The sequence below is a fragment of the Streptomyces sp. NPDC028314 genome (genome assembly GCF_055565795.1).
The window spans coordinates 103,460-128,555 of record NZ_JBVHTP010000013.1 but is presented as its reverse complement, the minus strand read 5'-3'; the positions used below and the strand labels follow the sequence as shown (position 1 = coordinate 128,555).

Sequence of the window (25,096 nt, the reverse complement as noted above, 5' to 3'; positions counted from 1 at the left end):
GTACATGAGTGACCGGTGGTCGGCGTAGAAGGTTGTAGCGGAATCCGATGGGCGGGGCTGTGGCGTCCATCACACAGTGAGCGAGGCAACTGCCCCGGGCCCTCGGAGGTCAAGGGGGGCATGAGAAAGCGCATCTCCCTGCTGGCCGCGTGCGGCCTGGTGGCCGTCGGGCTGGCCACCACCCCGGCGAGCGCGGCGGACCCCGTCCTGCCGCTGACCGGTCCGTCCGTACTGGCCCTCCCCCTGCCCCCGGCAACCGGTGAGGCACAGCCCACCCCGCTGCGGTTCGGGGCGGACGACCCCACCGGCGCCTTCCGGGGCGAGTTCTCGTACACGGTCGACCTGGGCAAGCTCGCGGGGGTCGCGACCGTCCGGCCCGCCCCCCTGCGAGGGGGCGCGAAGTGCACGGAGAGCGGCACCACGCTGGTCTGCAAGGAAAGCGTGCCGATGTCGGCCCGCACGAGCCGTGTCGAGCTGGACGTCTTCCCCGCCAAGGGCAGCACGGACGGGGCGACCGCCGAGATCACGGTCACCGGCAAGGCCGGCGGAGCCACCCTCACCCCGGCGAAGACCCAGGTGACCGTCGGCGGCCCGGACCTCGCGATCCAGGAGATGGCGCTCAAGCGGGACCCGAAGCCCGGCGAGAGCCAGCCGCTGCCCCTCGCGTTCACCAACCGGGGCACCCGGGCGGCGAAGGGCGTGGTCCTGGAGCTGGAGACCACGCACGGCGTGGAACTCGGGGAGAAGTACGACAACTGCGCCTACCGCAAGGACGGCTACCTCACCACCGTGTCGTGCGCGGTCGACGGGGACTTCGAGGCCGACGCCACGTACGAGCTGGCCGGGGAGAGCCCGCTCCACCTCAAGGCGACCGCCCACGCCTTCACCGACCTGCTCGGCTACGCGATCTACCCGGCCGGCGCCGAGCCGAAGCACTCCGGGACGGCCGCCGCCGCCAAGGCGCCGGTCACCGGCAAGAAGCTGACGGTGGCGAAGCGGGCGGCGGCGCCCGCCCTGCGCGGCGCCGGCGCCGCGGCCAACCCCGGGGACACGAACCTGCGCGACAACCGGCGCGAGTTCGAGTTCCAGGTCCCGAACACCGCGGACCTGGAGGCCAGGCCGCTGACCGTGAAGGGCGCGGCCGGGTCCACCGTGCAGGTCCCCGTGGTCGTGCGCAACGACGGCCCGGCCTGGGTCGGCAAGCTCCGCTTCGACGTGCCGGTCGCGGTCACCGACGTGCTGGTCCCCGAGGGCCTGAAGGTCACGAAGATGCCCTTCGGCTGCTTCCCGGTCGACCTCAAGGGCATGGCGATGGGGCAGACGCTGGGCGCGCCCCGCTACTTCTGCACCACCGGCCGGTCCCTGCTGGAGGACCAGAAGGTGGAGTTCCTCTTCGAGATGAAGGTCGAGAAGGTCGTCCCCGACGCCAAGGCGTACGTCGAGGTGGGCGAGGTGGGCCCGCAGAGCGAGCCGCACCAGCCCTCCTACGACCCGAACCGGGCCAACAACAAGGCCGACTTCGTGGTGAACCCCAAGGGCGGCACCGGCACCCGGCCCACCCCGGGCCCGTCCACCAGCGCCGGCACCGCGACCCCGACGCCGGGGGTCTCCGCGACCCCGACGGCGACCCGGTCGGCCACGGTGAACGCCACGGGCACGGGCACGGGCACCGGCACCACCGCGCAGGGCGGCAACCTGGCCTCCACCGGCAGCACCGTCGGCCCGATCGCCCTCGGCGCGGCCGCGCTGGTCGCCGCCGGAGGCGCGCTGTACGTGGCCGTCCGCCGCCGGGGCGCCGCGCGCGCGTAAGCGGCACAGGCGAGGTACGTACGAAAAGAAACGGCCGGCCCGGGGCGTCCCCCGGGCCGGCCGTCCTCTTTCACGGGGGTGACCGGGCTGCTGTCCCCTGCCGTCCGGTCACATGCGGAGCGAGGTCCCACGACGCACGCCCGTCGGGACGTACGTCTCATCGCTCCGGCGGAGCCACGCGTGGTGCTGCGGACCCGCGCCTGGCTGGCACGGACACCCGCATCAACGAAGGGTCCCGGGGCCGGTCACGGTCCGGACGGGTGAAGAACAGGCGCCCGCGGCCGCCTCAGACGCGGCCGCGGCACAGCTCCAGCAGGGTCATCGCCAGGGTGGTGCCGGGCTTTCCGAGAGCATCGCTCCAGTGCGAGAGCACCTCCATCTCGCGTGAGAGGTGCACCCGCCGGCCGCCCGAGCCGATCCGGGCCTCCTGGATCACGGTCGAGACGGCCGCCCGCTCCAGGATCAGACCGATGATCCGGTCGTCGATGGCGTCGATGCGCTCGCGGGAGTCGGCGATCAGCTGCTCGGGGGTGGTGGTGACGGACATGCGGTTCTCCTGTCGGGTGGGGGCCGGCAGGAGCGGGAAACGCGGAGCGCCCCGGTCCTGTCGGACCGGGGCGCTCTGGGAAGTCAGCGGCTCAAGCGAGCATCACGATGACCCATGGCGACCGGACCGGCCGGTGCCATAGGTAAAGAGGAAGCTCAGCTGCTTGCGCACGGAACGGATTATTGCCTTCCGCGGGCCTTCCGGCCAAGCCGGTTCGGATGGTGAGACGAAGAGGCGTGTACGTACCCCGTTAGAATCGACAAAACAAACCCTCTTCCGCCGGAAGGCCTGCCCGTGCCAGAAGCACACTCCGCCGCCCACGACAGCGCCCCGGACACGGTTCTCGTCGTCGACTTCGGTGCCCAGTACGCCCAGCTCATCGCCCGCCGCGTCCGCGAGGCACGGGTCTACAGCGAGATCGTGCCCAGCACGATGCCCGTGGCCGAGATGCTGGCCAAGAACCCCAAGGGGATCATCCTCTCCGGCGGCCCGTCCTCCGTGTACGAGGAGGGTGCGCCGCGCCTGGACGACGCCCGCGCCCTGTTCGAGGCCGGCGTTCCCGTTTTCGGCATGTGCTACGGCTTCCAGCTGATGGCGGTCACCCTCGGCGGGCAGGTCGACAACACCGGCGCCCGCGAGTACGGCCGCACCCCGCTGGCCGTCTCCAAGTCGGGCTCCACCCTCTTCGAGGGCACCCCCGACCACCAGTCGGTGTGGATGTCCCACGGCGACGCCTGCTCCGCCGCCCCCGAGGGCTTCACCGTCACCGCGTCGACGAACGTCGTCCCGGTCGCGGCCTTCGAGAACGACACGCAGCGGCTGTACGGGGTCCAGTACCACCCCGAGGTCATGCACTCCACGCACGGGCAGCAGATCCTGGAGCACTTCCTCTACCGCGGCGCCGGCCTGGCCCCCACCTGGACCACCGGCAACATCGTCGAGGAGCAGATCGCGGCCATCCGCGAGCAGGTCGGCGACAAGCGCGCCATCTGCGGCCTCTCCGGCGGCGTGGACTCGGCCGTGGCCGCCGCTCTCGTCCAGAAGGCCATCGGCTCGCAGCTCACCTGCGTCTACGTCGACCACGGCCTGATGCGCAAGGGCGAGACCGAGCAGGTCGAGAAGGACTTCGTCGCGGCCACCGGCGTGCAGCTGAAGGTCGTCGACGCCCAGGAGCGCTTCCTGAGCGCACTGGCCGGCGTTTCCGACCCGGAGACCAAGCGGAAGATCATCGGCCGCGAGTTCATCCGCGTGTTCGAGCAGGCCCAGCTGGAGATCCTCCAGGAGGACGGCCCGGCGGTGGCCTTCCTCGTGCAGGGCACCCTTTACCCGGACGTCGTCGAGTCCGGCGGCGGCACCGGCACCGCGAACATCAAGTCCCACCACAACGTGGGCGGCCTCCCCGACGACATCGAGTTCGAGCTCGTCGAGCCGCTGCGCCAGCTGTTCAAGGACGAGGTCCGGATGGTCGGCCAGGAACTCGGCCTGCCGGACGAGATCGTCCAGCGCCAGCCCTTCCCGGGCCCCGGCCTGGGCATCCGCATCGTCGGCGAGGTCACCAAGGAGCGCCTGGACCTGCTCCGCGAGGCCGACGCCATCGCCCGCCACGAGCTCACCTCGGCCGGTCTGGACCGCGAGATCTGGCAGTGCCCGGTCGTGCTGCTCGCGGACGTCCGCAGCGTGGGCGTCCAGGGCGACGGCCGCACCTACGGCCACCCGATCGTGCTGCGCCCCGTCTCGTCCGAGGACGCGATGACCGCGGACTGGACGCGCATGCCGTACGAGGTCCTCGCGCGGATCTCCACCCGGATCACCAACGAGGTGCCGGACGTGAACCGCGTGGTCCTCGACTGCACGAGCAAGCCCCCGGGCACCATCGAGTGGGAGTAGTCCCCACCCGGTCCCGCCGTACGTGACGAAGCCGCCGTTCCCCCCGGGGAGCGGCGGCTTCGCCGCGTGTATGGCCTCTTGCCGCGTCCGCCGGTACCTTCCGCCGCGAGCCGGAGCCGCGAGCCGGAGCCGACACCGGACGCCGATGGAGGAGGGGCCATGCCGCAGCAGCCCGCACCCGTGCCCGTGGACCGGTTGCGGTTCGAGATGCCGCCCGTGCACGCGGACCGGGCCGAGGAGCGCGCGTACCGCAAGGAACGGCTCGCGGGGGCGCTGCGGCTGTTCGGGCGGCTCGGGTACGAGGACGGGGTGGGCGGGCACGTCACCGCGCGGGACCCGGAGTTCGAGGACTGCTACTGGGTGAACCCCTTCGGCCGGGCCTTCGCCGGGCTGACCGCCGACGACCTGCTGCTGGTCGACGGCGACGGGCGGGTGGTCCAGGGGGAGCGGCGGGTCAACGAGCTGGCCTTCGGGGTGCACGCGGCCGTGCACCGCGCCCGGCCCGGGACGGTGGCCGTGGTGCGCACGCAGGCCCCGTACGGCAGTGCGCTGGCCGCGCTCGGCGAGCTGCTGGCCCCGCTCACCCGGGAGGCCTGCGTGTTCTACGAGGACCACGCCCTGCTCGACGAGTACGCCGGGGACGGCGACGGCGAGCGGATCGGGCGGGCGCTCGGCCCGTACAAGGCGCTCATCCTGCGCAACCAGGGTCTGCTGACGGTCGGGGACTCCGTGGACGCGGCGGCCTGGTGGTTCATCGCGGCCGAGCGGGCGGCGCGGGTACAGCTGATCGCGCGGGCGGCCGGCAAGCCGGTGCTCGTCGACCATCGCGGCGCGGTCGCCGCCAGGGAGCGGTTCGGGACGGACCTGGCGGCCTGGGTGAGCTACCAGCCGCTCTGGCAGACCGTCGCCGCGTAGAGCGGTTCCGCGCCGCCAGACGGGTGACGTCAACATCATGAACGGTTAATCACCTGCTCTGACATCGTGCGCAATCCGGAGCACTGCCGCAGTGGTGCACAATTCGCTGGCATTGCACCGGAGTTCAGAGAGGCGGCACGCACGTGGCTGTCCAAGAGATCCCCCGAAGTACCCACGGCGGCGCCTGCACCTGCGACGACTGCCCCCACGGCGCGCGGGAGGGACACCGCCGGGCGGTGGCCGCGTTCCTGGAGAAGCGGGACGAGTTCGCGGCCGGGCAGGGCCTGCCTGCCGCGGTCGCCCGGTCCGCCGGAGCCTCCCGCCAGTGGGTCTCCGACGAGCTGACCCTGTCCGCCCGCACGGTCGCCGACCGGGGCCGGGAGGCCGGTCACTCCTGGCTGTACCTGCTCTCCCGGCGGGCCGTCCTCACCCTGTGGATCGCCGCCGGAGTCCTGCTGGTGGTCCAGGTCGGCACCGCGCTGGGCACCGGCTGGTCCACCGCCCGCACCGCCGGACTGCTGGCCGCCCTGGTCCTGGCCGGGCTGCTCACCGTCGCGGCCCGGGCCCAGTCGCTGCGCGGCGGGCTGCTGGCGCCGCTGGTCGGCGAGGACAACCGGCTGTCCACCTCCAAGGCGGTCCCGGCCGCCTGGCTGGTGCTGACCTCCTTCGCCGCCCTGCTGCCCGCGCTGCGCCTGGCCGCCTCCTCGCCCGGGCCGCAGCGGGAGGCGCTGTACGAAGGGCTGGCGCTGGGGCGGGCGCTGCCGCTGCTGGCGGTGCTCGCGCTGACCTCGGGGGTGGCGGTGCTGGTGCGCCGGGTGGTCTCCGTACGGATCATGGGCCAGCGGCTCCAGAAGCTTCCGGCGGACCGCCCGGCCGGGGCGGACCTGCTGACGGACGACGCCGGCCGGGGGAGTTTCCCGGACGCCCAGTACGTGCTGGTCTCCACGGTGGTGCTGGCCTACGCGGCCGTGTCGCTGGCCCGCTTCCCGGACCGGCTGCCGCGGCTGCCGTGGGCGCTTGCCCTGCTGGTGGCCCTGTCGGCCGCCGTGTACCTCGCCGCGAAGTACGCGGAGGGGAGCCGTCCGCTGGTGCTGTCGGTGGTGCGCAGACGGGAGCCCGGGGATCTGGACGCGGCCGTGCGCCCCGGGGACGACATCGAGATCCGGGGCGTGGGTTTCGTGCCCCCGGGCGCGCAGACGCCGGAGATGCTGGCCCGGCTGGTGGTGCGCATCGGCAGCGTCCACGTGCACGTACCGCTGGTGCCGGTGGCGGGCGGGTTCACCAACCCCTCCGACGCCGTGCTGACCGTGCCGGTGCCGGCCGAGGTGGAGCCGGGCCGGGTCGAGATCCAGGTGGTGACCGCCGCCGGGGTGGAATCCAACCGCTGCAGCATCGACGTCGCGGAGTGAACGGGAACGGGGTACACATGGGGCGTGACCCGAACTGACGTCCCTTCCGGTGCCGCCCCCGGCCTGCGGGAACTGGCCGCCCGGCACGCACTCCTTCCGCTGCGCGTCTTCCTGGGCGTGACCTTCGTGTACGCGGGTCTGGACAAGCTCACCGACTCCGCGTTCCTGTCCGCCACCGGCGACGGCTCCATCGGCGACCTGATGCGCGGGGTGCGCGACACCTCCGCGATCCCCGCCCTGGTGGACCTCGCCCTCAAGGCGCCCGTCGGATTCGCGATCGCCCTGGCCATCGGGGAGCTCCTCGTCGGCCTCGGGGTCCTGGCCGGGCTGCTGACCCGGATCGCGGCCGTGGGCGGAGCGCTGATCTCGCTCAGCCTGTGGCTCACGGTCTCCTGGGCGGTCACCCCGTACTACTACGGCAACGACCTGATCTACCTGATGGCCTGGATCCCGCTGATCCTCGCCGGGGCGCCCTACCTGTCGCTGGACTCCCTGATCCCGTCGCGCCGGTCCCGGCGGACGGCGTAGGTCACGACCCCGACCACGGCGGCGAGCGCGAGCCCGCCGACGGCCAGCGGTACGACGGCGAGCCAGGGCAGGTCGGCCTGGCCGGTCGCGTCCAGCAGGCAGAGCACGCCCGCCGTGAGCAGGACCAGGCCCGCGATCAGCCGCCCGGGCTGGAACTCATGACGCCGCACGGGCCACCTCCACCTGTCCGACACCCGCGTCGAGGTGCAGTTCGATCGTCCCGCCGGCCTCGGTGCCGGGGGCGGGGGGCAGGGTCGCCTGCCGGGTTTCGCCGCCGCGCTTGATGCGTACGTCCTGGCCGGTGTCGCCGGGCAGCTGGAGGTCGCCCAGCCGGATCGACATGCCGGCCTGTGCGGTGACCTCGCGGGGCACGATCACCTTCAGCAGGCCCGCCTCGATGGAGGCGCGGACCGTCAAGGTGGTGCCCTTCGGCACGTCCAGGCGGCTCAGGTCCAAGGTGGCCATCCCGGTGCCCGCCTCGTACGCGGGCCGTACGTCGGCCACCGCGGCCGGCCGCCAGGCCACCTTCTGCCAGTCGGTGCCGATCTCCTTCGGCAGCGTCGTCGCCCCGGCCAGCAGCCCGGCGGTGATCAGGGACAGCAGGACGGTGCCGAAACCGGTGCGGCCCTTGACCGAACTGACGGCCAGGCCCAGGCCGAAGACGGCCAGCGAAGCGGCCAGCCCGATCTGCAGGGCGTGCGAGAGGGTGCTGCCCTCCCAGACGGAGGCGGCGCCCACGGCCCCGGCCAGCAGGGCCAGTACGAAGACCCGGCCGCCGATCCCGCCGCGCGGTACGGCCGGGAAGGCCGGTGCGGGAGCCGTCGGAGCGTCCCCCCCGGGGGCGTCGGCCCCGTCGGGCCCCCACAGGTAGCCGGTGGCCCCCACGGGCCCGGTCGTACCGTCCTTCACCAGCGGGTCCCGCCACCAGGAGGGGCTGCCCGGCACGGGCGGGGCCTTCGTCTCGGGCGGCGGCACCGGCCGGTGCGCCGCCGGGGACTGCGCCTGCGCGGGGGCGGCGGCCCGGCGCCGCTGGGACCAGTACGAGGCCCCGCCGAGGGCCAGGATCACCAGCACGGAGAAGACCGCGAGCCCGCCGTTGTCCAGCATCGACAGGAACAGTGCGCAGCCCACCAGCGCCGCGAACAGCGCGGCCAGCGTGGCCCCCTCCACCCGGCCCGTCAGAAGCTTCTTCGCCTCCGACTCGTCGTCGCCTTCCTGGGGGAGCAGCAGCCACGCGAACCCGTAGAAGATCAGACCGACCCCGCCCGTGACCGCGAGGACGCCCAGCACGATCCGGAACACCACCGGGTCCAGGTCGAAGTACCGGCCGAGCCCGCCGCACACCCCCGCGAGCACCTTGTCCTGCCTGCTGCGGCGCAGGGGGGAGCGGTCCGAGGGTGCGGGGGCACCGGCATCCTCCCCCGGAGTGCGTCCGGGGGGACCCCCGTGCGGAGCGTCGTGTACTTCGGTCATGCGTCCATGGTGACGGGCGCCGCGACCCCGGAGCATCGGGTCCGACCCTGGGACAACCCTGATATCCCCCCGATCCGACTGGGGGGAATTCCCGATGTCCCCGGCCCGCCGGGCGTGTGACCATCGGTGACATGCCCGCAGCAGCCGCCCGCACCCCGCACGCACCGCCCCCCTCCGACCGCGCCGAAGCACCGCAGCGCAAGCTCTACCGCAGCGCCGACGGCCGGATGCTCGGCGGCGTCGCGCGCGGCCTCGCCGGGCACCTCGGGCTGCCCGTCATCTGGGTCCGGCTCGCCTTCCTCGGGCTGTTCATGTGGGGGGACGGCCTCGGCGTCCTGCTGTACGCCGCCTTCTGGGTCTTCGTACCGCTCGGCGTCGGCGGCCGCACCGGACACCGCTCCTACTTCGAGACCCTGCCCGACGGCACCCGGCGCCTGCGCAAGCCCGAGAAGGGGCAGATCACCGCGCTGATCGCGCTGTGCGTCGGCGCCGGCATCTTCATCTCGCAGCTCCAGGTCGGCGGCACCAACGGCCGCTACATCTGGCCGACGCTCCTCGTCGGAGCCGGCGTGATCCTGGTGTGGCGCCAGGCCGACAACGCCCGCCGCGCCCACTGGACCTCCGCCGCCGGACGGCACGGACGCCTGCTCCAGACCGCCCGGGCCCTCGCCGGGGTCGCGCTGGTCGGCGTCGGCCTGACCGTCTTCATCGTCGTACGGGGCTCCGCCGCCCAGCTGGGCAACGTACTCACCGCCACCCTCGCCGTCCTCGTCGGCGTCGCCCTCCTCGCCGGACCCTGGCTGATCCGGATGACCCAGGACCTCTCCGAGGAACGCCTGATGCGCATCCGCGCCCAGGAGCGCGCCGAGGTCGCCGCCCACGTCCACGACTCCGTGCTGCACACCCTCACCCTGATCCAGCGCAACGCCGAGGACGTGGGCGAGGTGCGCCGGCTCGCCCGCGCCCAGGAACGCGAGCTGCGGAACTGGCTGTACAAGCCGGAGGGCACCGGCAAGGACGAGGCCGAGGAACCGGCCACCCTCGCGGACGCCGTGAAGAAGACCGCCGCCGAGGTGGAGGACCACCACGGCGTCCCCATCGAGGTCGTCGTCGTCGGCGACTGCCCCCTCGACGAGAAGCTGGCCGCCCAGATCCAGGCCGCACGCGAGGCAATGGTCAACGCCGCCAAGTACGGTGGCGAGGGCGGGCCGGTGCAGGTGTACGCGGAGGTCGAGGGCCGCACGGTGTTCGTGTCCGTACGCGACCGCGGACCGGGCTTCGACATCGACGCGGTACCGGACGACCGGATGGGCGTACGAGAATCGATCATCGGCCGGATGCAGCGCAACGGCGGGACCGCGGTGCTGCGGTCCGCGCCCGACGGCGGCACGGTAGTCGAGCTGGAGATGGAGAGGGCGGCGAACGCAGCATGACCGAGGACAACGCGACCACCGGCGCGGCGAGCAGGCAGGTCCGGGTGGTGCTCGTCGACGACCACCGGATGTTCCGCACCGGCGTACAGGCCGAGATCGGCGAGACCGCCCGGACCGGCGTCGAGGTCGTCGGCGAGGCCGCCGACGTCGACCAGGCCGTCACCGTCATCACCGCCACCCGCCCCGAGGTGGTGCTGCTCGACGTGCACCTGCCCGGCGGCGGCGGTGTCGAGGTGCTGCGGCGCTGCGCCCCGCTGATGGCGGCGGCCGAGAACCCGGTGCGGTTCCTGGCCCTGTCGGTGTCGGACGCCGCCGAGGACGTCATCGGGGTCATCCGGGGCGGCGCGCGCGGCTACGTCACCAAGACCATCACCGGCACCGACCTGGTGGACTCCGTCTTCCGCGTCCAGGACGGGGACGCGGTGTTCTCGCCCCGGCTCGCCGGGTTCGTGCTCGACGCCTTCGCCTCCACGGACGCGCCGCCGGTGGACGAGGACCTGGACCGCCTCACCCAGCGCGAGCGCGAGGTGCTGCGGCTGATCGCGCGCGGCTACGCGTACAAGGAGATCGCCAAGCAGCTGTTCATCTCGGTGAAGACGGTGGAGTCCCACGTCTCGGCCGTCCTGCGCAAGCTCCAGCTGTCCAACCGGCACGAGCTGACCCGCTGGGCCACGGCCCGCCGCCTGGTGTGACGCACGGGCCCCGGCAGACGGGGCCTGTGATCCACGACGCACCGGTCACGGGGAACCCGGGTGCCCGTGGGGGGCCTCTTCGCAGGCGTGATGAGCTTGACGGGGACCCCCCTCTTCGCGACGGCGATCGCCCTCACGGCGATCGCCGTCCTCCTTCCGCTGCTGCTGTGGAGCAAGGCGCGCGGCCCCGCCGTCGTACGCGTCGCCACGCGCTGCCTGATGCTGGTCTTCGCCCAGGCCACCGCCATCGCCCTGGTGTTCGTCGCGGTCAACCGGGACATGAACTTCTACGCCTCCTGGGGGGACCTGCTCGGCACCGGCAAGTACGTCACCGCCGCCCCCGACCTCGGCCCGGACGGGCTCGGCGGGAAGAAGGCCGCCGAGGTCAAGGCCGAACCGAAGGTGAAGCAGGCGTTCCAGCCGGTGGAGGGCCTCGGCGGACGCGTCCAGAAGACCGAGCTCGACGGCAGGATCTCCGGGGTCCGGGGCGACGTCATGGTCTGGCTGCCGCCGCAGTACGACGACCCGGCCTTCAAGGACAGGAAGTTCCCGGTCGTCGAACTGATCCCCGGCATACCGGGAACGGGGAAGTCCTGGTTCCAGGGGCTCAAGGCGCACGAGGTGCTGGAGCCCCTGATGAAGAGCGGCAAGGTGCAGCCGTTCATCCTGGTCTCGCCGCGCGCCATGCTCATCGGCAACGGCGACACCGGCTGCGCGAACATCCCCGGCAAGGTCAACGCGGACAGCTGGTTCAGCGTCGACGTGCGCAAGATGGTCACCGACAACTTCCGGGCTTCGGACGAGGCCCGGACCTGGGGCGTGGCCGGCTACTCGGCCGGCGCGTACTGCGCCGCCAAGCTGGGGATCCTGCACCCCGACCGCTACAGCGCGGCCGTCTCGCTGTCCGGCTACAACGACCCCGGCCAGGAGCCGTCCTCGCTGGTCGCACAGGACCCCGAGCTGCGCCGCACCCACAACCTGAAGAACCTGCTCCAGGCCGCGCCCACGCCGCCGGCGGTCGCGCTGTGGATGTCGGGCGCCGAACAGGACGGCTACCTGTCCGGCACGGACCTCAAGGCGCTCGCGAAGAACCCGACCTCGGTGCACGCGGAGAAGGTCACCGGCGGCCACAACCTCGACTCGTGGTCGAAGCAGCTGCCGCAGACCTTCGGCTGGCTGAGCCAGCAGGTCAAGGCCCCCTGACGGCGGGCGCTACGCCGGGCGGGAGGCGCCGGCCCAGGGCATCGAGTCCACCGGGGCCAACCGGACCGTCGAACCGGGGCGCGGGGCGTGGATCATCTGGCCGTTGCCGATGTACAGGCCGACGTGCGTCACCCCGGAGTAGAAGAAGACCAGGTCGCCGGGGGCCAGCTGGTCCCGGGAGACCCGCCGGCCGGCGTTGATCTGGGTGTAGGTGGTGCGGGGCAGCGAGACCCCGGCCGCGCGCCAGGCCGCCTGGGTCAGGCCCGAGCAGTCGAACGAGCCCGGTCCGGTCGCGCCCCATACGTACGGCTTGCCGATGGCCCCGTACGCGAAGGCGACGGCCCGGGCGGCGCGGGAGCCGTCGGCGGGCGCGCCCGCGTGCGGCGCGTGCGGCGCGGCCACGGGGGCGGCGGCGGTGACGGGCGGGGTGGCGGGCGCGGACTGCGCCTCGTACGCCGCCCGCTCCTCGGCGGTCAGCTTGGCCAGCAGCTGCTTGGCGGTGCTCAGCTTGCCCTCCACGAGGGCCTTGGTCTCCGCGAGTTCGTCCTGCCGGGCCCGCAGGTCGGCGAGGCGCCCGGAGGCCTTCTCGCGCAACTGCCCGACCTCGTCCAGCTGCCGGCGTACGGAGGACACCTCCGCGGCGGTGCGGTCGCCGGTCCGGCTGAGGAACGCGGCCCGGTCCAGGTAGTCCTTCGGATCGCGGGCCATCGCCAGCTGCACGGCGGGCCCGAGCCCCCCGCTGCGGTACTGGGTGGCGGCGACCGAACCGAGGGCGCTGCGGGCGGCGTTGAGCCGGTCGGTCCTGCGGGCGCTCTCGTCGCGCAGGCCGGTCAGGGCCCGCTCGGCCTCCTCGGCCTTCTCCTTCGCCCCGTTGTACCGCTCGGTCGCCTCCTCGGCCTCCTCGTAGAGCCGGTCCACCTCCGCCTTCACCTGGGCGGGAGTCTGCCGGGGCTCGGCCTGGGAGGTGCCTTCGAAGGCGGTGGCGGAGGCAGCGCCCGCGAGGGCGAGGGTGGTGGCCGCGGTCCGTACCGCCGGGCCGCCGGAGAGCGGGCGCTGCCTGGGCTTTCGATGACTGGCCACGGGGGCTTCACGTCCTTCCGTTGGTCTTGGGGGAGGACGCTAAACCTGAAGGTAACGGGGAGATGACGAGATGATCCGAACTGACCGCAGTTGACCGGTCAGTGCCAGAGGAGGGCGATAAAGATATTGACCACGGTCAGTCCGCCGACCGCTCCGAAGACCGCCTTGTCCACCCGCTCCTCGTCGCGCTTCACGTAGACCAGGGCGAGGATCACGAAGAGGATCGCGAGCTTCACGCCGATCTTGACGTTGTTGACCGTACCGCCGTCTATCTCGCGGAATCCCACCAGCAGTACGCCGGTCACGAGCATGGTCAGCGCGCCGTGCAGCATGGCGGGCACGAAGCGGGCGGTGCCGGCGCTCATCGCCTTCATCTGGGTGAGGAACCCGCCGAGGAGCGAGGCGATCCCGATGATGTGCAGACCGACGAAGACCTTGATGAGTACGTCCATGCCGACGAGCGTACGGGGCGCCCGTCGGCGGACTCCGGCCAGGTGGGCGGGGGGCCGGGCGGCCAAACGGGCGGCCGTACGGGCGGGTCGTCAGCCGAAGAAGCGGACCAGTTCCTTCACGACCGCCCGGGGCTGTTCCTCCGGGAGGTAGTGGCCGCTGTCGTCGATGCGGACGACCTCGGTGTCCTTGCCGAGCGGGGGCACGGCGGTGGTCAGCAGCTCGTAGTTGCTGAACTCGCCGCCGAGGGCGAGCAGCGGGGCGTCGACGGGGGCGTACGTCGCGAGGTCCGCTATGTCCTGGCCGAAGGCGCGGTACCAGTCGTTGGACGCCCGGATCGCCTCCGGGGTGTCGTACGCCGCCGCGTACACCGCCCGGGAGTGGGCGTCGATCGTGGCGGGGTCGGTGGCGGCGTTCGTGAACAGCCACTCCAGGAGGAGGTGGTACCGCCCGGCCAGCAGCTGCTCGGGGAGGTCCTGCACCTGGTTGAAGGCGAACCACCACTTGTGCCAGTGCCCCGGCCGGGGCAGGAGGGTCCCCTCGTACCAGTGCTCGTCGGGGTGCGAGACGTCGAGGAGGGCGACCCGGCCGGTGGCCTCGGGGTGGTTGGCGGCGTGGGCGTAGGCGACCATCGCGCCGATGTCGTGGCCCGCGATGTGGGCGCGCTCGATGCCGAGGTGGGTGAGGAGGCCGTGGATGTCGGCGGCCATCGTCTTCTTGTCGTAGCCGCCCTCGGGCCGGGCGGAGGAGCCCATGCCGCGCAGGTCCACGGCGATGACCCGGTACCGGCGGGCCAGCTCCGGCATCACCTTCGCCCACTGCCACCAGGTCTGCGGCCAGCCGCCGAGGAGCACGAGCGGCTCGCGGCCGCCGGCCGCTCCGCTGTCGACGTAGTGCAGGCGGATGCCGTTGACCTCGGCGTGACGGCTGGTGAAACCGCCTTCGAGGGAGGCGGCCAGGGTGGCGTCGTCCAGGGCGTCCAGGGGAGCGGGCATGGGGTGTCCTCACGTCGGAACATCGGATTGACCGTACGAAGATCTCGTACGAACAGGACTGTACGAGATCTTCGTACGGTCAGGCAAGGTCCGTACGAGATCTGCGTACAGTGGAGGCATGGCTGCCACTACCGCTGCTGCGCCCACCCACCCCGCCCCCGAGGACCTGGAGCTGGCCGAGGTCCTCGCCGCGCTCGGACATCCCGTCCGGCTGGAGATCGTCCGCAGGCTCGCCTCCGGCGAGGAGGCGTTCTGCGGCGAGGTCGTACCCGACCTGCCGCGGTCGAGCGTCACGCACCACCTCAGGACGCTCCGCGAGAGCGGTGTGATCTGCCAGCGCCCCGCGGGCCGCAAGCTCTACCTCGCACTGCGGCGCGAAGACCTGGAGCTGCGCTTCCCGGGGCTGCTGCGGATCGTGCTCGGCTGACCCGCCCGCCCGCCCGCCCGCCCGCCCGCCCGCCCGCCCCGCCCCTCCCCGCCCCGGCGGAGGGCCCGGATGCGGACGATTTTCCGGGGCCGGGACCGGCTGTCGGTCCGGCCCCCTAGACTCGGATGGCGATGAGCAGCCTCTTTGACGACAGTTTCCTGGCGGACCTCTCCCCCTCCGACGAGGTCCCGCCGCCGCCCGAGGACCACCCCGCCCCGGAAGCGGGCGCGGACGATCTCTTCGGGGGCCGGTTCGACGTACCCATGAGCGGGGACGCGTACTACCGGGACGGGGCACCCAAGCCCGTCATCGACCCGGCGGCGCTCCTGGACGGGCTGAACGCGGAGCAGCGCGCCGCCGTGGTGCACGCGGGCTCCCCGCTGCTCATCGTGGCCGGCGCCGGCTCCGGCAAGACCCGCGTCCTGACCCACCGCATCGGCCACCTGCTGGCCGCGCGCGGGGTCCACCCGGGCCAGATCCTGGCGATCACCTTCACCAACAAGGCCGCCGGCGAGATGAAGGAGCGCGTCGAGGGCCTCGTCGGCCCGCGCGCCAACGCCATGTGGGTCTCGACCTTCCACAGCGCGTGCGTGCGCATCCTGCGCCGTGAGTCGAAGCGGCTGGGCTTCACCTCCTCGTTCTCGATCTACGACGCGGCCGACTCGAAGCGCCTGATGGCGCTCGTCTGCCGCGACCTGGACCTGGACCCGAAGAAGTTCCCGCCCAAGTCCTTCAACGCGAAGATCTCGAACCTCAAGAACGAGCTGATCGACGAGGACGCGTTCGCGGGCCAGGCGGCGGACGGCTTCGAGAAGACGCTGGCCCAGGCCTACGCGATGTACCAGGGGCGGCTGCGCGAAGCCAACGCCCTCGACTTCGACGACATCATCATGACCACGGTGCACCTGCTCCAGGCGTTCCCGGAGGTCGCCGAGCACTACCGGCGCCGCTTCCGGCACGTCCTGGTCGACGAGTACCAGGACACCAACCACGCCCAGTACACGCTGGTGCGCGAGCTGGTCGGCACCGGCTACCCCGACCTGCCGCCCGCCGAACTGTGCGTGGTGGGTGACGCCGACCAGTCGATCTACGCCTTCCGCGGCGCGACCATCCGCAACATCCTCCAGTTCGAGGAGGACTACGCGGACGCGACGACGATCCTGCTGGAGCAGAACTACCGCTCCACGCAGACGATCCTGTCCGCCGCCAACGCCGTCATCGAGCGCAACGAGAACCGCCGCGCGAAGAACCTGTGGACCGAAGCCGGCACCGGCGCGGTCATCACCGGCTACGTCGCGGACACCGAGCACGACGAGGCGCAGTTCGTCGCCGACGAGATCGACCGCCTCACCGACGCCGAAGACGCCAGGGCGGGCGACGTCGCGATCTTCTACCGGACGAACGCGCAGTCGCGCGTCTTCGAGGAGATCTTCATCCGCGTGGGCCTGCCCTACAAGGTCGTCGGCGGCGTCCGCTTCTACGAGCGCAAGGAGGTCCGGGACGTCCTGGCGTACCTGCGCGTCCTCGCCAACCCCGAGGACAACGTCCCGCTCCGCCGCATCCTGAACGTGCCCAAGCGCGGTATCGGCGAGCGCGCCGAGGCGATGATCGACGCCCTCGCGATGCGCGAGAAGATCACCTTCCCGCAGGCGCTGCGCCGGGTGGACGAGGCCTTCGGCATGGCCGCGCGCTCGACCAACGCCGTCAAGCGGTTCAACGTGCTGATGGAGGAGCTGCGGACCATCGTCGACTCCGGCGCCGGCCCGGCGGTGGTGCTGGAGGCGGTGCTGGAGCGTACGGGCTACCTCGCGGAGCTCCAGGCCTCGACCGACCCGCAGGACGAGACCCGGATCGAGAACCTCCAGGAACTGGCCGCCGTGGCGCTCGAGTTCGAGCAGGCGCGGGCCGACACCGAGAATCCGGCGGCTGCCGACGCGGGCGCGGGGGCCGGCCCCGGCGCCGGCCCGGGTCCCGGTCCGGGGACGCTCGCGGAGTTCCTGGAGCAGGTCGCGCTCGTCGCGGACTCCGACCAGATCCCCGAGGAGGACACCGACGGCAGCGGAGTCATCACGCTGATGACCCTGCACACCGCCAAGGGCCTCGAATTCCCGGTGGTCTTCCTGACCGGCATGGAGGACGGGGTGTTCCCGCACATGCGCGCGCTGGGCCAGACCAAGGAGCTGGAGGAGGAGCGCCGACTGGCGTACGTCGGCATCACGCGGGCGCGCGAGCGGCTGTACCTGACGCGCTCCTCGATGCGCAGCGCCTGGGGCACGCCCTCGTACAACCCGCCGTCGCGGTTCCTCGAGGAGATCCCGCCGGAGTACCTGCAGTGGAAGCGCACGGGCGCGTCCCAGAAGCCGGCCGGTCCGATGCGGAGTTCGGGCTACGGTTCGGGCTCCTCCGGGTCGAAGCCCTCGTTCGGGACCTCGCCGGAGTCCTTCCTGTCCTCGTCGCGTACGAAGTCGGGCCCCTCGGGGTTCGCCACGCGCCGCGCCGCCGACAAGCCGGTCATCACGCTGGTGGTCGGGGACCGGGTCACGCACGACCAGTTCGGGCTGGGCACCGTCATGGAGGTCAAGGGAGCCGGCGCGGACGCGCAGGCCACCATCGACTTCGGGGACGACAAGCCGAAGCGGCTGCTGCTGCGCTACGCGCCGGTGCAGAAGCTGTAGGCGCTGGCACGGGCCCGGGGCGCGGGCGCGGGATCGGGGCGCGGCGGTAGCTTCGTGGCTACCGCCGGGGGGAGTTCGGCGGGACGGCTCAGGTCGGGTCCAGGCCGTGGCTGCGCAGCCACGACTGGGGGTCGATCGGGGAGCCGCCGCCGGGCCGGACCTCGAAGTGGAGGTGCGGGCCGGTGGAGTTGCCGGAGTTGCCGGAGTACGCGATCACGTCGCCGGCCTTGACCTTGCCGGACCGGATCTTGGTGCTGCTGAGGTGGCAGTACCAGGTCTCGGTTCCGTCGGGCGAGGTCACTATGGCCATGTTCCCGTAGGCGCTGTTCCACTGCGTGCGGACGGTGCCGTCGGTGGCGGACATGACCGGAGTGCCGTAAGAGACCGGGAAGTCGATGCCGGTGTGCACCGACATCCACATGCCGCCGGCCTGTCCGAACCCGGCGCTGAGACCGTGCTGGGAGACCGGGACCGCGAACTTGGGGCGGGCGGCCTCCTTGGCCGCGGCCTCCTCGGCCCGCTTCTTCTTCTCTTCGTCCTGGCGTTCCTTGAGGTCGATGCGCTCCTGCGTGCGGCTCGCGCGGTCGGCGAAGTCGCCCGCGTCCGCGCTGAGCGCGGCCAGCTGGGTGTCGAGCTTGTTGTTCGCCGCGACCGGCTTCACCGAGGCCGGGTCGGGCGCGGCCATCGTGGTGGTTTCCTCGGCCGGCTTCTCGGTGCCGGTGAGTCCGCCGACGGAGGCGGCTGCGACTCCCGCGACCCCCATCACGCACACGGAGGGGACGGCCACGGTCAGCAGGGCGGAACGCTTCGCCGGGGTGCGGCGCCGGCTGTTGCCGCCGGCCTTCGCGGTGGTCTTCGTACCGACCTTGGCGCTGCTCTTGCTGCCGCCCTTGGCGGGCGCGGCGGCGCGGCGCGTGGCACGCGACTCGGATGCCGGGCCCGGGGTGACGGGCATGGCCTGGGTGGGCATGTCGTGCACGGCGCCCGACGGCTGGGAGTCCTCGTCGGAGAGCGGTTCGGAGAGCGGTTCGGAGAACGTCTCCGGGAACGCCTCGGGGAACGTTTCGGGGACGGCCTCGAAGACGGCGGTGTCGCCCGCGTACGGCTCGGCGACGGTGACCGGGACGACGGTCGTGGCCTCGTACGCGTAAGCGGGTGCGGCCTGGTCGGCGCTGGTGTCGTACCCGTACGAGTACGCGTACCCGGCCTCGGGCTGGGACTGCTGCTCCGGGGCGGCCGTCCCGGCGTTGCCGCCGTTCCATGCGGTCGCGTCGTACGTGCCGGTGTCCTGGCCGTAGCCGGGGAAGGTGGACCACTGGCCGGTCTGCTCCGCGCCGGCGGACTCGTAGCCGAAGGAAGTCGGCTGGTAGTCGGTGCCCGCGGAGTTCCAGGCGCTCGCGTCCCACTGGCCGGTGGTGTCCTCGGGGACGCCCTGGCTGGGGATGGTCGACAGGTAACTGTCCTGTCCGGCCCAGGCGGTGGTGTCGTACGTACCCGTGGACTGGTAGTTGCCGTAGGCGTCGTAGGCGCCCGAAGCAGCGTAGTTGTAGCCCTGGCCCTGCGTTTCATAGGAGACGTACGACTGATCACCAGCGAAAGTGGTGGTGGAAAGGCCGTCATACCCGGGCTCCGGGTACTGGCCCGACGAGGGGCGGTCGTTCACCAACTTCTCTTTCGCCTCGGCAGTGGGGGGCCTGGGTGGCCGGGGAACTCAAGGTTCACCGGAGGAGAGCAGTGGCGTGACTGTACCCGGCGGTTACTGGCAACGACAATCTTCGGAGGGTTTCGGCCTCGCGGGAACCGGGCATTCGGCCGCCTTTCGGTCGCGGAAAGACGCAGCCTTGGCCTTGAGTTCGAAATTCGTTCGACTATGGGCGCGGAACCTTCACATCCGGCTGAGTGCCAGGAGTACGGCGAACGGCAGCGGTATGAGCAGCGCGCCCGCCCCGAGCCAGACCTTCCGCCGCTCCCGGCCCGGCAGCACGGCGTCGACCACGACCACCGCGCCGAGCAGCAGCACACCCGTCACGACCAGCAGCAACATCACCGGGAACGAGTGGTCGAGGGTCGAGTAATTGCAGTTCGTCAGGCCGGGCTTGCCGAGGTCGTCCGTGCTCCGGCAGTCCATCGGCAGGTACTCGGTCAGCAGCCACCACGACAGGTACAGCGGGATGATCGCGGGCACGCCGAGGCCCAGGTTCGCCAGTCCCGGTGCCCAGAGCCCGCGCCGCGCCATGAGTGCCCACTTCCCGGTGCGTGTGGTGACCGCACCTCTCGGGGGTCAGATGGCCAAGCTCTGGCTTTCGGTTCCCGGATCGGTGGTGCGGGAGCGGGCCACCCGTCCGTCGAGGGCGCGCCGGACCGCCGCGATCACGGCGGGGTGGACCGGGAGGGCCAGGTGTCCGATGCCGGTGACCAGCACGTTCTCCGCGTCCAGATCGGGATGGTCGATGCGTGCCGTCCCGGTGGGCGCCATGATCGCGTCGAACTCGCTCCAGAACGCCACGCACCGGGTCCGGCAACCGGGCGAGGGCGCATCCAGCTCGGCCAGCACCTCGGAACCGGGCCGTATCTGGCGGATCAGCGGGTGCGCGTCCATGAAGGGGGCGACGCGGGTTCCGGCGTGCGGGGTACCCAGCGTGACGAGCGTCCGCACCCGGGCGTCACCGCCGAGCCGCTGGACGTAGTACCGCCCCACCAGTCCGCCGAGGCTGTGCCCGACCAGGTCGACCCGGTCCTGCCCGCTGCGCTCGCACAGTTCCTCGACGCGGCGGGCGAGGTGGCGGGCGGTGGAGCGCAGATCGCGGGTGAAGGGGGAGTAGTTGTACGTCTCCACGCGCCGCCGGCCGTCCGCGCCGAGGGCGCGGCGCAGCAGGACGAAAACGGAACGGTTGTCGGTGAAGCCGTGCAGGAGCAGCACCGGCGGCCGCTGCCCGGCGGCCCCGGGGGCCGGCGCGGCGGCCGGGCGCTCGTCGAGCACCCCGGTGGGATAGAGCAGCAGGTGCCCGGTGAGCACCACCGCCTCCAGCACGGCGGCGCGCAGCGCGGCCCCGGACGCCGCCGACAGCAGGGACATCGGCAGGGACTTCGACGGAGGCTCCGGCAGAGACCTCGTAAGGGAACCCGTAAGGGAGCTCGGCAGGGACATCGGAAGGGGCAGCGGAGGTGGCTTCGGTGCGGACGGCGGCGTGTCGGACAGCCCCATGAACGGCCTCCCCTGGGCCCCTTGGGTCGTGGCTGGGCGCGCGGCCGTGCTGCCGAAGCGGCCCCGCCACCGTGCCGTGCGGCTGTCGGCGCGGTGGCGGGGCGACTCGGTGCGGTGAATCAGTGGCGTCCCACGTGTGATTTCCCCCTCCTGGTTGACCGCGAAACGGAGTCGTGCGCGATGCTGTACTTAACGTTCGTTCACTCGGGAGGCAGTGCGATGGGTGTGACCGGTCCGATCCGTGTGGTGGTGGCCAAGCCGGGTCTCGACGGCCACGACCGCGGCGCCAAGGTGATCGCGCGTGCGCTGCGGGACGCGGGCATGGAGGTCATCTACACCGGCCTCCACCAGACGCCCGAGCAGATCGTGGACACCGCCATCCAGGAGGACGCCGACGCGATCGGCCTCTCGATCCTCTCGGGTGCGCACAACACGCTGTTCGTGCGCGTGCTGGAGCTGCTGAAGGAACGCGACGCGGAGGACATCAAGGTCTTCGGCGGCGGCATCATCCCGGAGGACGACATCGCCCCCCTGAAGGCCAAGGGCGTTGCCGAGATCTTCACCCCGGGCGCCACGACGACGGCGATCGTCGACTGGGTCAACGCCAACGTCCGCCAGCCGTAACCCGCCTGAGCCCGCCCCCCGACCCGGCCGCGCGGCTTGGCCGCCGCGGTTTGGCCCGCGCCTGGGCCGCGCCGTCACGGCTGACGGACCCGCGCACCCGGCGGGGCCGGAGGCGTCGGGCCGATCCGGGCGTCGGCCCGGGCCTGGCGCCGGACCGGGCTGGGGCGCCGGGAAGAGCGCCGGCCGCGGCATACGGTTCGCCTGGTCGGTGGGCCGGAGCGTCTGGCCGGTGGTCCGGGGCGGTGCGCCGAGGCAGAACGCCGGGCACGAGCCGAGGCCGTTCGTCAGAGCGGCGGTCTGGAGCGCCAGGTCAGCGGACCGGCGCCGCCGAGGCAGCGTGTCGGCCCGGACCGGGCGGTTCGCCGGACCGGCGGCCGGGGCGGTTCCCTGTGGGCAGACCACCGGCCTGCGGCAGGCGTTTCGGCGTGCCGGTCGGCCGGGCGGTTTCCCGGGCCGGGGCGGTCCGCCGGGCCAGTGGGCCCGATGTCTGCCCGGCGGGCCGGGGCGGTTCGCCGGGGTGGGCCGAGGGGCCCGGTCAGTGGGGCGGGGCTAGTTCCGACAGCATCGCTGCTCTGACCTGCAGGGTGGCCACCAGGCGCTGGAAGGCCTCCGACCAGTACGCGGCAGCACCGGGCGAGGCGTCCGGCGGGTCCTGAGACGACGCCGTCAGCTTCTCCAGCCGTACCGCCTCCGCAGGATCCAGGCAGCGCTCGGCCAGCCCCATCACCCCGCTGAAACTCCAGGGGTAGCTCCCCGCCTCCCGGGCCGTGTCCAGCGCGTCCACCACCGCACGGCCCAGCTCGCCCGCCCACGGCACCACGCAGACCCCCAGCAGCTGGAACGCCTCCGACAGCCCGTGCGCCCGGACGAACTCCGCCACCCACCGCGCCCGTTCCCCGTCGGGCAGGACCGACAGCAGCTTCGCCCGCTCCGCGAGCGAGGCCGTGCCCGGCCCGGCCGCGGGCGGCGCGGAGGCCGAGCCGAGCAGGGCCTTCGACCACTGCGGGTCACGCTGACGCACCGCGGCCCGGCACCACGCCGCATGCAGTTCCTCCGCCCAGCCCTCCGCCACCGGCAGCCCCACTATCGCGTCCGGGTCCAGCCCGCCGAACCGGTCCCGCCAGCAGGACAGCGGAGCCGCCTCCACCAGCTGGCCCAGCCACCACGCCCGCTCCCCACGCCCGGCGGGCGGCCGCTTCACCACCCCGTCCCGCAGCATCCCCGCATCGCAGTCGGCCGGCGGCTCCACCCCCTCCGGTCCCACACAGGCCAGCGCCCGCTCCGCCATCCGCCCGGCCAGCGCCGAGCCCGTCAGCGCGGACAGTAGCTCGGCCGCCGTCGCCCGGACATTGCGGCTCCGGTCGCCCAGGGCCCCCTCCAGGAACGGCTCGTCCGCCGACGACAGCCCCACTCTCAGCGAATCGAGGAACATCAGCCGGTCCTCGGCCCGTTCCGCCGCCCAGGTGGTCGCCAGCAGACGGGTCGCGGCCGCCGGCTCGTGCGCCCGTACGACACCGAGCAGCGCGACCCGCTCAGCGAACAGGCCCTCCTCCCAGAGCCGTTCCACTCCCGCCCGGTCCGTCGCCTCCGGCAGCTCCCCGGCGCCGCCCGCCCCACCGCGCAGCGCGAAGCGCCAGTCCGGATTCAGCCGGGCCAGCCACAGCCCCCGCGCCCCGGTCAGCGCCAGCGCGTGCGGCCGCAGATCCGTCCGGGCCCGGGCCGCGTCGAGCAGGGCCGGAACGAGTGCCGCCGGGGCGCGGTATCCGTGCCGTCCGGCGGCGGCCAGCCACTGCGGCAACAGTTCGGTCAGATCGGGGGCGGCCCCCCGCCGCCCGCCGGAGCCGCCCGCGGCCGCCCGGCCGGCCAGCAGCTGCGCGAGCCGCCGCCGGGCCGCGTCCGGCGGCTCCGGACGCGGATCCCGCGGCGCGGCATCCGGCCGCGGAGCCGCCTGCGCCGGCCGCAGCCCGGCCCTGCGCCGTACGGTCTGCACGGCCGCCGCTTCCAGCAGTGCCTCCGGTGAGCCGCCCCGGCGCCGATCGGTGCCCAGCAGTGCGGCGCCGACCAGCTCGTCCCAGTCCCCGTGACCCGTGTCCATGCGGACCCCCTCCCTCGTGGTGTGCCCCCGTGCTCCGGTCCCGCCCCCTCCGCGGGACCGGAGCAGTACTCTGATTTATCGCCTTAAATCGCGTTTCAGCTGGCGTGGTTGTCGTTCATCAAAGCCCCCCGGCTTTTCTCGTTCCTGCCCGACGGCGCCCCCGCGCCGCCGGCCCCTCCCTGGGCGGTGTCGTGTCGATCAGGCCGCTCGGCCCGATCGACAAGCCCCCCGGCGTCGACGCTCCCCCGCGCCGGCCGCCTTCTGCTTTCCCCGCCGGTCCCCTCGGGCCCGGTCCGGTCAGACCAGTGCCACCGGCTCGGCCGAATCCGGCTGCCAGGCCGTCAGCGGCGTGAACCCCCGGTGGCCGACCTCGCCGAACACCGTCACCGGGCCCCCGCCCGACAACGCGGCGAGCTGCCACAAGCCCGAACGGGATCTGTTCCCCGCCCCGGGCAAAGGCACCGGCAGGGCGGACTTCCCCTCCGCGTCCGCCAGTTGCCAGCCCAGCTCACCCGGTATCGGCACCACCGGACCCAGCACCACCGGCCAGGACTCCAGCCAGGGGTCCTCCCGCAGGGCGGCCCCGTATGCCTCCAGGGCAGCCCCCGCGCTGACCCCGGCCGGGGCCTTCGTCCCCGGCGCGGCCGCCGCGAGGCGGTCCCCGAGGTCTGCCCGCAGTCCCGCCGAACCGGGCCGGAAGCGGGCTTCCGCCTCCAGTACCAGTCCGACCGGCAGCGCCAGCCCCGGCGGCCGTCCGGGCGGCCCGAAGTCCAGCACCAGGGCAGGGCGCCCGCTCCCCTGCCCCCGCAGCCATATCCGGCGTGTGGTGAGCCGTCCGTCCGGGGACACCGAGTCGTACTGGGCCAACACGAGCCAGTGGTCCCGTACGACTTCCCCCTCCGCAGAGGACGGCAGCCCCACCCGGGTCCGAACCGTCGCGGCCAACTGCTCCGGCAGCCCGGACACCCCCATCCAGGCCTTGTCCAGCAGGTGCAGCAGCGCGAACTCCTCAAGCATCCGGGCGGGCCAGCCGGGGCCGCAACCGGGTATTGCACCCAACTCCCTTACCCGCGCGGCCAGTCCCGGCGCCTGCGCGTCGACCATCCGGGCTGCGGTCTCCTCCCATCCCGCGTATCCCGCCTGCTCCTGCCCGGCCAGACCGCCGCGCAGCAGATCGCCGAGCCGCTGCTCCAGCTCGGTGACGCCCGCGCCGATCCGCGCCGCCCGCCGCTCGGCCCGTCGGCGAGCCCCCTCCTCGTCCGCCGGCCTGCCCGCCCCGGCAGCCGGCCGCGCGGCCTTCGCCTCCCGCTCCGAGAGCCATTCCCCTGCCCAGTCCGGCGCCTGTGCCGGATCACCCACCCCCTCCGCCGCCCAGAGCAGCAGCAGTCCCAGCGCGTGCTTGCACGGGAACTTCCGGCTCGGGCAGGAGCACTTGTACGCCGGGCCCGTCAGGTCCACGACCGTCCGGTACGGCTTGCTGCCGCTGCCCTTGCACAACCCCCACACCGCACCGGAAGCGGAACCTCCGGTCTGCGACCACGGACCCGCCCCGCCCAGCTTGGCACCCGCCTTTCTCGACGCATCGTCAGGAGCCAGAGCCAGTACCTGTTCCGCTGTCCAGCGGACCCCCTGCTCAGTCATGTGTTCCA

22 protein-coding genes are annotated in these 25,096 nt (G+C 72.8%); 11 read left to right on the top strand and 11 right to left on the bottom strand.

What is annotated here, in order from left to right:
• Positions 1–120: 120 nt before the first annotated feature.
• The gene (locus ACZ4TG_RS27855; protein ID WP_468167536.1) at positions 121–1,809 is read left to right on the top strand and encodes a peptidase; all 1,689 of its coding nucleotides are present in this window, start codon (positions 121–123) and stop codon (positions 1,807–1,809) included.
• A gap of 286 nt (positions 1,810–2,095) precedes the next feature.
• On the opposite strand, the gene ACZ4TG_RS27850 is transcribed toward ACZ4TG_RS27855, so the two are convergent.
• Positions 2,096–2,356, bottom strand: coding sequence for a chorismate mutase (locus tag ACZ4TG_RS27850; protein WP_468167534.1), 261 nt, complete (start codon positions 2,354–2,356; stop codon positions 2,096–2,098).
• Between the two features lie 294 nt (positions 2,357–2,650).
• On the opposite strand from ACZ4TG_RS27850, the gene guaA reads away from it, so the two are divergent.
• The 4 genes from guaA to ACZ4TG_RS27830 all read left to right on the top strand — a co-directional run bounded on the left by guaA (position 2,651) and on the right by ACZ4TG_RS27830 (position 7,095).
• Positions 2,651–4,243: a glutamine-hydrolyzing GMP synthase gene (gene guaA / locus ACZ4TG_RS27845; RefSeq protein WP_468167532.1), complete on the top strand. Its 1,593-nt coding sequence runs from the start codon at positions 2,651–2,653 to the stop codon at positions 4,241–4,243.
• 159 nt (positions 4,244–4,402) lie between these two features.
• Positions 4,403–5,158, top strand: a complete 756-nt coding sequence (locus ACZ4TG_RS27840; protein WP_468167530.1) for a class II aldolase/adducin family protein — start codon at positions 4,403–4,405, stop codon at positions 5,156–5,158.
• Between the two features lie 143 nt (positions 5,159–5,301).
• On the top strand, positions 5,302–6,567 hold the full coding sequence (locus ACZ4TG_RS27835; RefSeq protein WP_468167528.1) for a hypothetical protein: 1,266 nt from the start codon (positions 5,302–5,304) through the stop codon (positions 6,565–6,567).
• A gap of 24 nt (positions 6,568–6,591) precedes the next feature.
• Entirely contained in the window at positions 6,592–7,095 is a 504-nt protein-coding gene (locus ACZ4TG_RS27830) for a DoxX family protein (RefSeq protein ID WP_468167526.1), read from the top strand.
• On the opposite strand, the gene ACZ4TG_RS27825 is transcribed toward ACZ4TG_RS27830, so the two are convergent.
• Positions 7,041–7,265: a hypothetical protein gene (locus tag ACZ4TG_RS27825; protein WP_468167524.1), complete on the bottom strand. Its 225-nt coding sequence runs from the start codon at positions 7,263–7,265 to the stop codon at positions 7,041–7,043. The genes ACZ4TG_RS27830 and ACZ4TG_RS27825 overlap by 55 nt on opposite strands.
• The gene (locus ACZ4TG_RS27820) at positions 7,252–8,568 is read right to left on the bottom strand and encodes a PspC domain-containing protein (protein WP_468167522.1); all 1,317 of its coding nucleotides are present in this window, start codon (positions 8,566–8,568) and stop codon (positions 7,252–7,254) included. Before ACZ4TG_RS27820 ends, ACZ4TG_RS27825 begins: the two co-directional genes overlap by 14 nt.
• A gap of 131 nt (positions 8,569–8,699) precedes the next feature.
• Here ACZ4TG_RS27820 and ACZ4TG_RS27815 point away from each other — a divergent pair, with 131 nt between their 5' ends.
• From ACZ4TG_RS27815 to ACZ4TG_RS27805, 3 genes are all read left to right on the top strand, one after another.
• Positions 8,700–10,001, top strand: a complete 1,302-nt coding sequence (locus ACZ4TG_RS27815; RefSeq protein ID WP_468167520.1) for an ATP-binding protein — start codon at positions 8,700–8,702, stop codon at positions 9,999–10,001.
• Positions 9,998–10,693 carry a LuxR C-terminal-related transcriptional regulator gene (locus tag ACZ4TG_RS27810; RefSeq protein WP_468167518.1) on the top strand — a complete coding sequence of 232 codons (696 nt, stop codon included), beginning with the start codon at positions 9,998–10,000 and terminating at the stop codon, positions 10,691–10,693. The genes ACZ4TG_RS27815 and ACZ4TG_RS27810 overlap by 4 nt, the downstream gene beginning before the upstream one ends.
• Before the next feature lie 90 nt (positions 10,694–10,783).
• Positions 10,784–11,896: an alpha/beta hydrolase gene (locus ACZ4TG_RS27805; RefSeq protein WP_468167516.1), complete on the top strand. Its 1,113-nt coding sequence runs from the start codon at positions 10,784–10,786 to the stop codon at positions 11,894–11,896.
• A gap of 9 nt (positions 11,897–11,905) precedes the next feature.
• On the opposite strand, the gene ACZ4TG_RS27800 is transcribed toward ACZ4TG_RS27805, so the two are convergent.
• The 3 genes from ACZ4TG_RS27800 to ACZ4TG_RS27790 all read right to left on the bottom strand — a co-directional run bounded on the left by ACZ4TG_RS27800 (position 11,906) and on the right by ACZ4TG_RS27790 (position 14,421).
• A complete protein-coding gene (locus ACZ4TG_RS27800) occupies positions 11,906–12,976 on the bottom strand; it encodes a C40 family peptidase (RefSeq protein WP_468167514.1) in 1,071 nt (356 codons plus the stop codon).
• A gap of 98 nt (positions 12,977–13,074) precedes the next feature.
• Positions 13,075–13,428 (bottom strand): hypothetical protein, encoded by a 354-nt coding sequence (locus ACZ4TG_RS27795; protein WP_468167512.1) that lies wholly within the window; start codon positions 13,426–13,428, stop codon positions 13,075–13,077.
• A gap of 90 nt (positions 13,429–13,518) precedes the next feature.
• Complete coding sequence (locus tag ACZ4TG_RS27790; RefSeq protein WP_468167510.1) at positions 13,519–14,421, bottom strand: alpha/beta fold hydrolase; 903 nt, start codon at positions 14,419–14,421, stop codon at positions 13,519–13,521.
• A 118-nt stretch (positions 14,422–14,539) separates the two neighbouring features.
• Between ACZ4TG_RS27790 and ACZ4TG_RS27785 the strand changes: the two genes are divergently transcribed.
• Positions 14,540–14,848, top strand: coding sequence for an ArsR/SmtB family transcription factor (locus ACZ4TG_RS27785; RefSeq protein WP_468167508.1), 309 nt, complete (start codon positions 14,540–14,542; stop codon positions 14,846–14,848).
• Positions 14,849–14,979: 131 nt separating this feature from the next.
• Entirely contained in the window at positions 14,980–17,523 is a 2,544-nt protein-coding gene (gene pcrA / locus ACZ4TG_RS27780) for a DNA helicase PcrA (RefSeq protein WP_468167506.1), read from the top strand.
• Between the two features lie 88 nt (positions 17,524–17,611).
• Here pcrA and ACZ4TG_RS27775 read toward each other — a convergent pair whose 3' ends face one another.
• The 3 genes from ACZ4TG_RS27775 to ACZ4TG_RS27765 form a co-directional block, all read right to left on the bottom strand.
• Complete coding sequence (locus tag ACZ4TG_RS27775) at positions 17,612–19,186, bottom strand: M23 family metallopeptidase (protein ID WP_468167504.1); 1,575 nt, start codon at positions 19,184–19,186, stop codon at positions 17,612–17,614.
• Positions 19,187–19,408: 222 nt separating this feature from the next.
• Complete coding sequence (locus tag ACZ4TG_RS27770) at positions 19,409–19,759, bottom strand: hypothetical protein (protein WP_468167502.1); 351 nt, start codon at positions 19,757–19,759, stop codon at positions 19,409–19,411.
• Positions 19,760–19,804: 45 nt separating this feature from the next.
• Positions 19,805–20,599, bottom strand: coding sequence for an esterase/lipase family protein (locus ACZ4TG_RS27765; RefSeq protein WP_468167500.1), 795 nt, complete (start codon positions 20,597–20,599; stop codon positions 19,805–19,807).
• 348 nt (positions 20,600–20,947) lie between these two features.
• Here ACZ4TG_RS27765 and ACZ4TG_RS27760 point away from each other — a divergent pair, with 348 nt between their 5' ends.
• The gene (locus ACZ4TG_RS27760) at positions 20,948–21,352 is read left to right on the top strand and encodes a cobalamin B12-binding domain-containing protein (protein WP_468167498.1); all 405 of its coding nucleotides are present in this window, start codon (positions 20,948–20,950) and stop codon (positions 21,350–21,352) included.
• A 535-nt stretch (positions 21,353–21,887) separates the two neighbouring features.
• Here the strand turns inward: ACZ4TG_RS27760 and ACZ4TG_RS27755 are convergent.
• Complete coding sequence (locus tag ACZ4TG_RS27755; protein ID WP_468167496.1) at positions 21,888–23,447, bottom strand: DUF5691 domain-containing protein; 1,560 nt, start codon at positions 23,445–23,447, stop codon at positions 21,888–21,890.
• A gap of 297 nt (positions 23,448–23,744) precedes the next feature.
• On the bottom strand, positions 23,745–25,088 hold the full coding sequence (locus ACZ4TG_RS27750; RefSeq protein ID WP_468167494.1) for an SWIM zinc finger family protein: 1,344 nt from the start codon (positions 25,086–25,088) through the stop codon (positions 23,745–23,747).
• Positions 25,089–25,096 lie beyond the last annotated feature (8 nt).